This is a genomic window from Streptomyces sp. NPDC048275 (assembly GCF_040652275.1).
Taxonomy (GTDB): domain Bacteria; phylum Actinomycetota; class Actinomycetes; order Streptomycetales; family Streptomycetaceae; genus Streptomyces.
In genome coordinates, this window is record NZ_JBEZLR010000100.1 from 25,146 (window position 1) to 36,677 (window position 11,532).

Consider the following 11,532-nt stretch of genomic DNA (forward strand, 5'->3'; position numbering starts at 1 on the left):
ACCCAAGGACCAGCACGGTGACGACCCTCTCCAGCCCACCCCCAGGATCGACGAACCGCACATCCAAACCGGCGCCGTCCGCCGGGAGTTCCCGGCGCGGCGCCCGTGCCCCGGCCCGCCGGCGCGGCAACGCCGGCTTCGTGCTCGCCTGTCTGCTTCCCGCGTTGGTGCTCTTCGCGGTGTTCATGGTCGTCCCGACCATGAACGTGTTCCGGATGTCGCTCTACAGCTGGAGCGGGTTCTCCCCGGACATGCGCTTCGTGGGGCTCGACAACTTCCGCCATCTCCTCGACGACAAGCAGTTCGTGCGCGCGTTCCAGAACACGGTCGCGCTCCTGGTCGTGGTGACCGTCGTGACGATGGGCATGGGCCTGTTCCTCGCCGCGGTCATGACCCGGCAGAAGCTGCGCAGGCGAAACCTGTACCGGTTCGTCCTCTACATCCCGAACGTGCTCTCGGTGGTGGTGATCGCGGCGATCTTCTCCGCCGTGTACGACCAGGAGAACGGTCTGCTCAACAGCTCGCTCCGGCTGCTGTCGCTGGACGGCCTGCAACAGGTCTGGCTCGGCAACCAGAAGGTCGTGCTCTACTCCGTCGCGATCGCGATGGTCTGGCAGTCGCTGGGCTACTACATGGTCCTCTACATGTCGAGCATGGCGAGCATCCCGGAGGAGCTCTACGAGGCGAGCGCGCTCGACGGCGCGTCCCCCGTCCGGCAGTTCTTCGCCATCACCCTGCCGCTCATCTGGCAGAGCCTCGGCACCACGCTGACGTTCTTCATCATGAGCGCCGTCAACCTCAGCTTCGTCCTCGTGCGCGCGATGACGGGCGGCGGGCCCGACGGCTCCTCCGAGGTCCTGCTGAGCTACATGTACAAGCAGGCGTACACGAACTCGTCGTACGGCTACGGCATGGCCATCGGTGTCGTCATCTTCGCGTTCTCGTTCCTCGTGTCGCTCCTGGTGAGCCGGGCGACGCGGCGCGAGCCCCTCCAGTTCTGAGGACGGACACCATGACCACGATCAACTCCTCCTCCCGCCCCCGCATCGGCCGCGCGCTCACCTACGCCCTGGTCGTCGCCCTCGCGCTCGCCATCGCGGTGCCGGTCGCCTGGGTGCTGCTCGCTTCGCTCAAACAGAAGAGCGAGTTCTTCGGCAGCCCCTGGACGCTGCCGAAGAGCCTGCACTCCGCCAACTACGTCGACGCGTTCGTCACCGCCCACATGGGCCAGTACTTCCTGACCTCGGTGCTCGTCACAGCGCTCGGACTGGTGTTCGTTCTGGCGGTCTCCGTGCCGGCGGCCTACGTCATCGCCCGGTACGAGTTCCGCGGTCGCCGCCTCGTCGAACTCGCCCTCCTGGCCGGACTCTTCGTCAACGTCAACTACATCGTCGTACCGATCTTCCTCATGCTCGTCGACTGGGACCGTTCGCTCATCGACGTCCTTCCCGGCGGGTTCTTCATCGACAACCCCGCGGTCCTGGCGCTCGTCTACGCGGCCACGTCGATCCCGTTCACCATCTATCTGCTCACCGCGTACTTCCGGTCGATTCCGGTCGAGTACGAGGAGGCCGCCGCGCTGGACGGGGCGTCCCGCTTCCGGATCATGACCCAGGTCATGCTTCCGATGGCGCGTCCGGCGGTCACCACCGTGATCCTGTTCAACTTCCTGGCCTACTGGAACGACTTCATCATCGCGCTCACCCTGCTCCCCGGCGAGGGCAAGACGCTGCAGGTCGGCCTGCTCAACCTGTTCACCGCGCAGAAGGCGGCGGCCGACTACGGGCGTCTCTACGCCGGCATGGTCATCGTCATCGTTCCCGTCCTCATCGTCTACGCGCTCATCCAGCGCCGGCTCATCGAGGGCATGGCATCCGGCGGAGTGAAGGGCTGACCGGCCCTCCGCGGCATCAGCAGTCAGTCAGTCAGTGGAAGGAGAACCGTTCATGACCGACATGAAGGAATCGACGCGTACGGCGCTGCTCGTCACCGCCCGCACGCTCGTCGCGGCGGCCTGTGTCACGCTCGTCGTCATCGCGCGCACGACGGTCGGGTGGGGAAGCCTCCTGGTCATGCTCGGCGCGCTGGCCGGGCTGCTGGCCCTGCTCGCCTCGTACAACCGGCGGTTCCGGTGACCGCGCCCGCGACATCCGGCCGGGCACTGGCCGAGGTCCGGCCCAGCGAACGTCAACTCGCCTGGCAGGAAATGGAGTTCTACGGGTTCATCCACTTCGGCATGAACACCATGACGGACCGGGAGTGGGGCGAGGGACACGACGACCCGGCCGCCTTCGATCCGGCCGGGCTCGACGCCGACCAGTGGGTCACGGCACTCAAGAGCGCCGGGATGACCGGGGTGATCCTCACCTGCAAGCACCACGACGGGTTCTGTCTGTGGCCGAGCGACGTCACGACGTACTCGGTCGCCTCGTCGCCGTGGCGGGGCGGCCGGGGGGACGTGGTCGCGGAGGTCGCCGACGCGGCCCGCCGGCACGGCCTCCGCTTCGGGATCTACCTCTCCCCCTGGGACCGCACCGAGGCGTCCTACGGTTCCGGGACCTCGTACGACGACTTCTACGTCGCCCAGCTCACCGAACTGCTCACCCGGTACGGGCCGGTGTTCTCGGTGTGGCTGGACGGCGCGAACGGCGAGGGTCCGAACGGCAAGCGCCAGGTCTACGACTGGGACCGGTACTACGCGGTCGTACGCGAGCTGCAGCCGGGCGCGGTCATCAGCGTGTGCGGGCCCGACGTCCGCTGGTGCGGCAACGAGGCCGGGGACACCCGCCCCGACGAGTGGAGCGTCGTACCGCGCGCCCTTCAGGACGCCGAGCGGATCGCGAGCCGCTCGCAGCAGGCGGACGACGGCGCCTTCGCCCGGCTCGTGCGCAGCGACGAGCGCGACCTCGGCAGCCGCGCGGCGCTGGCCGGGCACGAGGACGACCTGGTCTGGTATCCGGCCGAGGTCAACACCTCGATCCGGCCGGGCTGGTTCCACCATCCGGCCGAGGACGCCGAAGTCCGTTCCGTGGACGAGCTGTTCACCGTCTATCTGCGCGCCGTCGGCGGCAACTCCTGCTTCCTGCTCAATGTTCCGCCGGCCCGGGACGGGCTCGTACGGGACACCGACGTGGCCGTGCTGGAGCAGCTGGGGCGGCGCATCGAGGACTTCCGGGCGCGGCGGATCGAGGCGACGTCCGTGACGGTCTCGTCCGGTGCTCCGGGCGACATCGCGACCGCCTGGCCCGGCGGCGGGCGCACGCCGTGGCGGCCGGACGACACGGACCCGCTGCCCGGTGTGACACTCGCGTTCGCACGGCCCCGCCCGGTCGAGGCGGTCGTCGTGGGCGAGGACATCACGCGGGGGCAGCGCATCGAGCACGTCGTCGTCCGGGGCCGGCGGGACGGCCGGTGGACGACGCTCGCAGAGGCGAACGCGGTGGGCCACCAGCGCGTCCTGACGTTCCCGCCGGCCGAGGTCGACGCCGTGTCGGTCGAGGTGCCGCAGGCGCGGGACACGCCCGTCGTGGCACGCGTGGCCGCGATCGGGGCGGCCTCGTGAAAGGCACCTTGCCCAGGCAGGGCGCCTCGCGGGGGCCGAACGCCCCGCGCAAGGCGGCCACCTCACGCAAGCCGGGCACCCCGCGCAAGCCACGTCCCTCCTCCCGCGGGCCGGTGACCACGCGCAGGCCGTCGCGCCGGGCCGTCGCCGTGTTCACCGGCGTGTGCCTCGCCCTCGCCGCGCTGGTGGTCACCGCGGTGTCGACGCTCGGCCACCGCGGCGGCGGGACCGGCGAGGTCGCCTCCGTCGACGGGCACCCCGTGACCCGCGACGAACTGCTCTTCCACATGCGGCGGCTCGCGCCGACCGTGCAGAACGAGCTGCGCGACAAGGACGACCTGCGCGGCACGATCGACTGGAACGCGAAGGCCGGCGACAGGACCGCGCTCCAGCGGCTTCAGACCCGTGCGCTCGACGAGATCCGGCGGGACACGACCACCCTCGTCCTCGCTCAGGAGCAGGGGCTCGTCGACTCCGTGGACCACGCGGACTTCCTCGCCGGGCTGGCCCGGGAGAACGAGTCCCGTGCCCAGGCCATCGCCGCCGGCCGGACCGTCTACGGCCTCGCGGAGTTCTCCCCCGAGGAGTACTACACACACCGGCTCACCGAGCTCACCACAAGCCTGAAGAAGCGGCTCAGCAAGGGTGCTGACGCCCCGCTCCGGGTCACCGACGCCGACGTCCGGCGCGCGTTCGACACCGACCGGGACGCCTGGAGCGCCAGCGCGACCACGTACAGGTACGCGCAGTTGGTCGTGCCGGTGCCCGCAGGCGCCGCCACGGACTACACCGCCCGCCTCCAGCGGCGGGTGACCGACGCCGGGCGCCTCGCGGCCGTCGCCGCCGGGGAACCCGGCGCCAGGCTCACGACCGGCACCTACGACGGCGGCGGCGCCACCTCGCTGAACGCCCACGACCAGGACCTCATGGCGGTGCTCGGCAAGCTCGCACCGGGCCGGATCTCCGCCCCCGTCACGGGCACCGGCCAGATCACCTACTACCAGCTCGACAGCAAGAAGGTCGACGAGGACAAGGCGTTCGCGGACTACTCCCAGCGGATCCGGCAGTCGCTCGTCGACGAGAAGTTCACCCAGTTCCTCCAGCGCCGGGTAGACGCCAGCGACATCGATGTCGACACCGCGGCGGTGGACGCCATCAACGCAGAGGACGTGCACCAATGAGACCTTTCGACACCGGACCACCCCCCGACGACGAGGCGCCGCCGACGCGCCCGCGGCTCTCGGCACGGACGCTCCGCACGGCCCTCAGGGCCTTGTTCACCGCCCTGCTCGCCGCGCTGCTCGTGGGATCGCTCGTCCCCGCCGCGCACGCCGCCGCGACGCCGAGCCCCTCCCGCACCGCCGTCCTGCCGAGCTGGCCGGGCGACACGCCGAACACGACCGGCGGCAAGGACTACTTCATCGACGCCACGCAGGGCCGCGACAGCGCGGCCGGGACCTCCCCGGCGACCGCCTGGCGCACCCTGGCCAAGGCCAACGCGACGACGTTCGCCCCCGGCGACCGCATCCTGCTCCAGGCCGGGGAGCACTGGCAGGACCAGCAGCTGTGGCCGAAGGGCTCGGGCAGCGCGGGCCGGCCGATCACCATCTCGGCGTACGGCGACCCGAGCGCCGGCCGGCCGTACATCGCGGCGAACGGCCAGGTGCCGAGCCCGTTCAACGCGGACGGCACGAAGAACCCCGCCACCGTGGGCCTGACCGGCGCCATCGTGCTGCGCAACCAGCAGTACTGGGAGATCAACAACGTCGAGCTGTCCAACGACAACGACTTCGCGACCGACATCACCACAGGGTCCTACGTCCGCGACGGAATCATGGTGTCGATCAACGCCGACCTCCTGAAGGCCGGCGAGGACAGCGCCATGGACCACTTCCGCATATCGGACGTGTTCGTCCACCACCTCGACGGCCCGAGCAGCTGGCAGAAAATCCACTACGGCGCCGTCGACTTCCAGGTCTTCGGCAGCAAGAGCTACAAGGACTACGGCACCGGCGGCCACCACTTCAAGGACGTCCGGATCGAGAACAACACCTTCGAGAACGTCGAACTGCACGCCGTCCAGTTCGCGTTCAACTGGTTCGCGGCCGACGGCGCCGACGCCGGCCAGTACGACGAGAACGGGAAGTGGCACGAGGGCTGGGAGCAGCTGTGGGTGCGCACCCGCGACCTGTACAGCCGTGACGTCTATATCGGCCACAACTACGCCGAGAGCATCGGCCAGGGTGCGATCCAGCTCGCCAACACCAAGAACATGACGGTCGAGTACAACGAGGTGAACGGCTATCTGAAGCGCTACGACGCGGTGTCCTGCGGGCTGTACCTGTGGGCCGGCGCCGACTCGGTCATGCAGTACAACGAGGTCTACGGCGGCCCGAACAACGAGTACGACGGCACCCCCTGGGACCTGGAGTACACGAACTTCAACGTCACGTACCAGTTCAACTACTCGCACGACAACGCGGCGGGCTGGATGGCCTACATGGGCAACAGCTCCAATTCGGTGGCCCGCTACAACCTGAGCGTCAACGACAACGGCGTACTCGTGAAGAACATGCTGTCGACGAACTACTCGCCGACCTATTTCACGAACAACACCTTCGTCTACGACGGCGCGGACCTCGACTACGTCCACGACGAGACGTTCCTCAGCCGCGTCTACTTCCTGAACAACATCTTCTACAACACCTCGAGGACGACCGAGACGCCCTGGTATCGCAGAACCGGCGCCCTGCGGCAGGCCGTGTTCTCGAACAACGACTACTACGAGGCGGGCGGCACCCACTCCACCCAGGAACCGGCCGACCCGAAGGGGACCCGGGCCGATCCCCGGTTCGTCGGCGACCCGGCCGACTACGTCACCGGGGTGGGGGTGAACCGGATCCGGGAGGCCGCGGCGCACTTCGCACTCCGTACGGACTCCCCCCTCATCGACGCCGGCCGGTACAACCCGCACCTGGGCACCGAGGACTTCCTCGGCACGCATCTCTACTACGGCGCCGCACCGGACATCGGCATCGCCGAGAGCCGCATCGGCCCGAAGGTCCCCCACCCCGTCGACGACGACCCCATCGAGGAGGAGGCGGACAACCGGGTCAACCTCGCGCTCGGCAAACCGGTCACCGCGAGCTCGACCCACTCCGGGGCGAACGGGACGCTCACCGCGGCCAAGCTGACCGACGGCGACCTCACGACCCGCTGGGCCGCGGCCGACGACGCGGCCTACCCGATCACGCTCGACATCGGCTTCGGCGCGGACACCACCTTCGACGAGGTCTACCTGGACGAGTACACCGACGCGGGCACCAACCCGCGGGTGCGGTCGTTCGCGCTACAACGGTGGGACGCCGGAACCGGCGCGTGGGTGACCTTCGCGAGCCGCGACACCGGCATCGGCCATGACCTCACCGTGACCGGCTTCGGCAGCGTCACGACCTCCCGGCTCCGGGTGGCGCTCACCGGGAAGATCGCGACGGAGCAGTACACCCCGACGCTGACCGAGATCGCCACCTACCGCACCGGCGAGTAGGGCGGGCCTGAGAGCCACCGGCGGGTGGACGCCACGGCGTCCACCCGCCCTTCGTGCGACTGCGGCGAGCCGATCCGGGACGTCTTCGCCCTCCACGCCCGCGGCATCGCCGAGTACGCCTGGCACGACTCCGCCCGCCACTACCAGGACCCGACTCTCCTCGCGCCCGGGCAACTCGCCGCCATACGCAGGACGCGGTCCCCGAAAGGGCCGACGCCCCGGAGACCGGCCCGCGTCAGTCACCTCCCTCGAAGCCACCGCCGTCACCACCGCCGCGGACCACATCCACATCCGCATCCACATCCACGTCTGCCGTCTCGCCGGCGCGGTCGACGGGGTGCTCACCTCCCGTACGGCGCCGATCCGCCCCGGCAGCGGACGTCCGCCGGCCGGGCGGGGGAAACGCCCCCCTGGAGACCCTGAAGCCGGTCTCCGGGCTCTCGTCGGCCAGCGCCCGCGCGACCGCGGCGCGGCAGCGGCGGGTGAACAGGGGCCAGGGGCGGGACGCTTCGGGCGGCCAAGCCGCCGCGAGGAGGGACAGGGCGGCCCATGGCGCCACCCACAGAAGCGTCCACCATCCGGGGTCCTGGTCGGACAGGCCCGGGACCCCGTTGCGCAGGAGCATGGCGTTCATGGACATCCCGAACGACACCACGAGGGCGGCGAGCAGCGCGGGGACGCGGTAGGCGCCGAAGCACCGGCGCAGGGGAGCACGGCGCGGTTCCAGGGCCGTGCGGAACGGTGTGAAGCGCGGCTCGGTGAGGAGTTCGTGGACGGTGACGCCCTCGCCGCGGCGCAGGCCGACCGCGAGGGCCGCGAGGGCGGGATCCGCCGGAGCGCTGTGCCGTCCCGGCGCCAGGGTGATCTGACCGGTCTCGTCGACCTGGGCGTGACCGGCCAGGACGAGCAGTCGTACGGCCACCTCGGCGGCGTACCTCTCCCGCTGGGGCGACGCGCCCTTCCACGAGGCGCCGAGCCACCACCCCGCCTGGATCGGGTCCACGTCCGACCTCCGTGTGCCCCGCACGAACTGCCGCTCCGCGCGCGTACGCCTCCACCAGGCCACCCCCAGGGCCACGTTGAACCCGGCGAACCCCAGCAGCCAGCCGGCGATGATCCATCTCATCCCACCGCTCATGACACGGCCCCCGCCCCCTCACTTGCCCGACCCGGCATCAGAAAGCACCCCCGCTGTCCACCCACGTCTCCTCGGCCTCCCGCTGCCACCTCGGGTCACTGGTGCCCTGGCTCAGCCGTTCGGCCCGCACGGGGTCGAGGGCGAGGCCGGCCGGATGCGGCGGCAGGTGCTTGCAGTGATCCCGGAAGTGGTCGTGCCGGCCGGGCCACCACCACAGCGCCGCCCCGCCCAGCAGCACAGCGAGCATCACCCACAGCAGAAAGCACAAGAAGACGGCGATGACCACACCCCCGGCGCCGGACGCGGTGAAGTCCCGGAGGAACACGAGCTGGACGGCGAACCAGAGGCCGAGCAGTACGGCGGTCAGGACGGCCGAGGTGTGCAGCGCGTCCTTGCTACGGGCGGACCAGCGCGGGAACTTCGCGTCCTCGGCCCGCAGGAACGCGTCGCGCAGCCTGCCGTGCGCGCCGTCCGAGTGCAGGAGGTGCAGCGCGACCGGTTCCGCGTGGCGCCGGAGGGTGGTCAGCAGCGCGGCCGGGACGGGGTGCAACGGTGTCTCGCCGGCCGGCTCGCGGCCCCCGTCGGTGATCGACAACTTCCCTTCCTCGTCCACCTGCACCAGCCCGGCCAGCAGCAGTTCGGCCGCTGCCGCCCGGTCGGCATGACCGGGTTGGCCGGCCGTGGCGACCGCGTGGTACGGATCGATCGCCACCCCGTCCAGGCGGGCGGCCCCGGCCCGGTCGGCACGGTCACGGACCCTCCACAGCACGACCAGCACGACATACACGCCTGCCGCGGCCGCCAACACCACGCCCGACAACTCCGGTTGGCTCATACGGACAAAGCCCTCTCCTCGGACGACCACCAACAGGACGTCAGATCACCGCACTTTCCGGAGCTTCCCACCAAGCGGCGCATTCATGTCCGATGTCCTCTTGTTCCGGGACGGCTGCAGGTGTCGGCGAAGTCGTGCGTGGCACGCCGCCCGGTGACTCAGCCGTGCAGCGAGCGGTACGCCGCAGCCGCCCCGGGGTGCAGGGCGATGCTGCCCGCACCGATCAGGCTGCCGACGTCGAGGAACTGGGTACCGACGGCGTTGCCGGGGACGAGGGCGGTCGCGCGGAGGACCAGCAGGCGGGTGAGCGCCTCGGCGGCGCTGCGGCTCGGCGCGGTGGCCCTGGCCGTCTTCGGCACCCGGACGCGCTCGGCGCGCCTCGCCGAGGCGGAGCGGCAAGGCGTGGGCGTCCCTGCCTGAGGTGGGCCGACCCGATCGACCTGGTGGCCGCCGTCGTCCCGGCGGCCACCCGACAGCCATGGGGGGCGCTCCATCGGCGGTCTACCGGCGCTTCCCTTCGGAGGCCGACCTGCGATCCGCCGTGCTCGACGCCGAGTACGCATCCCTGATCGAGACCGTCGAAACAGCGTTGGACGACGCGGCGGAAGGCACCGACCGGCTGGTCGCGGCGACGCTACGCGGCGATGACCGCGACCCCTGTCCTGCCGCCGTCGACGTCCACCACGGTTCCGTGCACGAAGGCCGCTTCGTCACTGGCCAGCCAGACCACGGCATGCGCGATGGCGTCCGGCGTGCCGACGTCGCCGGCCGGGGTGCCCTTCATCATGATCTCGCCCGGATGGGGCTCGCCGCCTTCCGGGGCCGGGGGCAGGATCACGCCCGGCGAGACGGCGTTCACCCGCACGCCCATCGGACCGAACTCCGCGGCCCACGCCCGCGTGAGCGTCTCCATGGCTCCCTTGGTGGAGCTGTAGAGCGCGCCGAGCGGAACGCCCAGGCGCGCGATCCACGAACCGAGGTTGATGATCACCCCGCCGCCGGACTCCGCCATGGCCGGGACGACGGCAGCGGTGAGGAAGAAGGGCGCCTTCACGTTCACCCCGTAGACCCTGTCGAACGTCTTCTCGTCGGTGTCGGTGGTGCCGGGGGCCGGGTAGATGCCGGCGTTGTTCACCAGGATGTCGATCCGCCCGCCCAAGGTCTCACGAGCCCGATCGGCCAGGTCCCGGGAAGCCTCCGCGCTGCCGTCGAGGTCTGCCTCCAGGAAGTCGGCCCGCCCGCCGGACGCACGGATCCCTTCGACGACCTGTGCCCCTCGTTCCCGATTGCGCCCGGACACGATCACGTGGGCCCCCTCGGCAGCGAAGCCTTCGGCGATCGCCTGCCCGATGTTGCTGGTCGACCCCGTGACCAACGCCGTCTTGTTCCGCAGTCGTCCACTCATGACGCGATCTCCCTTGTGTCGCAGTGTGCGGACCACTGTGCGTCGCAGAAAATGGACCAGCAAGTCCAGAATGGCGGTACGGTGAGGCGGGAGGAGGAGAGGAGGACACATGCCGGACGCACCGACCGCGAAGGGCCGCGCCACACGGGCTCGTATCGTCGAGGGGGCTGCCGAGGTGCTGCGCGAGCAGGGCGTCGCCTTCACGACGCTCGACGACATCCGCAGCCGCACCGGCACGAGCAAGAGCCAGCTCTTCCACTACTTCCCCGACGGCAAGGACGAGCTGCTGCTGGCGGTGGCCCGATTCGAGGCGGACCGCGTCCTGGAGGACCAGCAGCCGCACCTGGGGCGTCTGGGTTCGTGGGAATCCTGGCAGCAGTGGCGGAACGTGGTGGTGGAACGCTATGAACGCCAGGGCGACCACTGCCCCTTGGGGGCGCTGTTCCTGCAGGTCGGGCGGTCCCACCCCGGCGCACGGGCGGTCGTGACGGAGCTGATGCGCCAATGGCAGCAGCAGCTCGCCCGTGGCATGCACGCCCTCCAGGCGAACGGGCTGGTGTCGCCGTCCCTCGATGTGGACCGGACGGCCGCCGCGCTGCTGGCGGGCATTCAGGGAGGCGTGGCCATCATGATCTCCACGGGCGACTCGACCCACCTCAAGGCGGCGCTCGACACCGGCATCGAGCACCTCCGCGCGACGGCGAGCGAGCCGACGGCACCTTAGACCGACCGGCACGGACCTGACGGTCTCGCGGCCAGTGGGCCACCGCGGGCGCGGTCTTCTTGCGGGCGCGGTACGCGGCTGCCTTGATCTTGTTGCCGCAGGACTCCATCCCGCACCACTGCCGGCCGTCTCTGAGCCTTCGGGATCGGGGTTCAGTGACGGGTTCTCAACCCGCGTTCAATCGACTCTCGTTGTCCGCTTGTCCGCTGAAAGCGCGGTGAGGGCGCCGTGAAACCGGGTGGGCGCAGGCTCTGTGTCAGAAGGAAGGCGACGCGGAGCCCACCCGGGGACCGCGACAGATCCGAGGAGCAGACAACCATG

10 protein-coding genes and 2 pseudogenes are annotated in these 11,532 nt (G+C 70.3%); 7 read left to right on the forward strand and 5 right to left on the reverse strand.

The annotated features are described in order from the left end of the window. Nucleotides 1–17 precede the first annotated feature (17 nt). From AB0D57_RS38485 to AB0D57_RS38510, 6 genes are read left to right on the forward strand one after another with little or no spacing between them, the layout of a single operon-like run. Nucleotides 18–1,001 carry a sugar ABC transporter permease gene (locus AB0D57_RS38485; protein WP_362084533.1) on the forward strand — a complete coding sequence of 328 codons (984 nt, stop codon included), beginning with the start codon at nt 18–20 and terminating at the stop codon, nt 999–1,001. A gap of 11 nt (nt 1,002–1,012) precedes the next feature. Further along, nucleotides 1,013–1,894, forward strand: coding sequence for a carbohydrate ABC transporter permease (locus AB0D57_RS38490; RefSeq protein WP_362084536.1), 882 nt, complete (start codon nt 1,013–1,015; stop codon nt 1,892–1,894). A 52-nt stretch (nt 1,895–1,946) separates the two neighbouring features. After that, nucleotides 1,947–2,135, forward strand: coding sequence for a hypothetical protein (locus AB0D57_RS38495; RefSeq protein ID WP_362084539.1), 189 nt, complete (start codon nt 1,947–1,949; stop codon nt 2,133–2,135). Beyond that, nucleotides 2,132–3,562 carry an alpha-L-fucosidase gene (locus AB0D57_RS38500; protein ID WP_362084542.1) on the forward strand — a complete coding sequence of 477 codons (1,431 nt, stop codon included), beginning with the start codon at nt 2,132–2,134 and terminating at the stop codon, nt 3,560–3,562. The genes AB0D57_RS38495 and AB0D57_RS38500 overlap by 4 nt, the downstream gene beginning before the upstream one ends. Continuing rightward, nucleotides 3,559–4,743, forward strand: coding sequence for a hypothetical protein (locus tag AB0D57_RS38505; RefSeq protein WP_362084545.1), 1,185 nt, complete (start codon nt 3,559–3,561; stop codon nt 4,741–4,743). Before AB0D57_RS38500 ends, AB0D57_RS38505 begins: the two co-directional genes overlap by 4 nt. Next, entirely contained in the window at nt 4,740–7,109 is a 2,370-nt protein-coding gene (locus AB0D57_RS38510; protein ID WP_362084548.1) for a discoidin domain-containing protein, read from the forward strand. Before AB0D57_RS38505 ends, AB0D57_RS38510 begins: the two co-directional genes overlap by 4 nt. Nucleotides 7,110–7,344: 235 nt before the next feature. On the opposite strand, the gene AB0D57_RS38515 is transcribed toward AB0D57_RS38510, so the two are convergent. The 4 genes and pseudogenes from AB0D57_RS38515 to AB0D57_RS38530 all read right to left on the reverse strand — a co-directional run bounded on the left by AB0D57_RS38515 (nt 7,345) and on the right by AB0D57_RS38530 (nt 10,487). Then, nucleotides 7,345–8,235 carry a hypothetical protein gene (locus AB0D57_RS38515; protein WP_362084551.1) on the reverse strand — a complete coding sequence of 297 codons (891 nt, stop codon included), beginning with the start codon at nt 8,233–8,235 and terminating at the stop codon, nt 7,345–7,347. A 49-nt stretch (nt 8,236–8,284) separates the two neighbouring features. Continuing rightward, complete coding sequence (locus AB0D57_RS38520) at nt 8,285–9,082, reverse strand: hypothetical protein (protein WP_362084554.1); 798 nt, start codon at nt 9,080–9,082, stop codon at nt 8,285–8,287. A 158-nt stretch (nt 9,083–9,240) separates the two neighbouring features. Continuing rightward, nucleotides 9,241–9,399 (reverse strand): annotated as a pseudogene (locus AB0D57_RS38525) (C4-dicarboxylate ABC transporter substrate-binding protein); the annotation flags it as partial. A gap of 317 nt (nt 9,400–9,716) precedes the next feature. Continuing rightward, on the reverse strand, nt 9,717–10,487 hold the full coding sequence (locus AB0D57_RS38530) for an SDR family oxidoreductase (RefSeq protein ID WP_362084557.1): 771 nt from the start codon (nt 10,485–10,487) through the stop codon (nt 9,717–9,719). Nucleotides 10,488–10,596: 109 nt separating this feature from the next. On the opposite strand from AB0D57_RS38530, the gene AB0D57_RS38535 reads away from it, so the two are divergent. Further along, on the forward strand, nt 10,597–11,211 hold the full coding sequence (locus tag AB0D57_RS38535) for a TetR/AcrR family transcriptional regulator (RefSeq protein WP_362084560.1): 615 nt from the start codon (nt 10,597–10,599) through the stop codon (nt 11,209–11,211). Nucleotides 11,212–11,248: 37 nt separating this feature from the next. Here AB0D57_RS38535 and AB0D57_RS38540 read toward each other — a convergent pair. Continuing rightward, a pseudogene (locus AB0D57_RS38540) lies at nt 11,249–11,359 on the reverse strand (CGNR zinc finger domain-containing protein); the annotation flags it as partial. Nucleotides 11,360–11,532 lie beyond the last annotated feature (173 nt).

Bases quoted from the DNA above. Each gene is read 5' to 3' on its own strand.
- AB0D57_RS38495 (WP_362084539.1), top strand. From the start codon at position 1,947: ATGACCGACATGAAGGAATCGACGCGTACGGCGCTGCTCGTCACCGCC.
- AB0D57_RS38535 (WP_362084560.1), top strand. From the start codon at position 10,597: ATGCCGGACGCACCGACCGCGAAGGGCCGCGCCACACGGGCTCGTATC.
- AB0D57_RS38490 (WP_362084536.1), top strand. From the start codon at position 1,013: ATGACCACGATCAACTCCTCCTCCCGCCCCCGCATCGGCCGCGCGCTC.
- AB0D57_RS38515 (WP_362084551.1), bottom strand. From the start codon at position 8,235: ATGAGATGGATCATCGCCGGCTGGCTGCTGGGGTTCGCCGGGTTCAAC.
- AB0D57_RS38520 (WP_362084554.1), bottom strand. From the start codon at position 9,082: ATGAGCCAACCGGAGTTGTCGGGCGTGGTGTTGGCGGCCGCGGCAGGC.
- AB0D57_RS38510 (WP_362084548.1), top strand. From the start codon at position 4,740: ATGAGACCTTTCGACACCGGACCACCCCCCGACGACGAGGCGCCGCCG.
- AB0D57_RS38530 (WP_362084557.1), bottom strand. From the start codon at position 10,487: ATGAGTGGACGACTGCGGAACAAGACGGCGTTGGTCACGGGGTCGACC.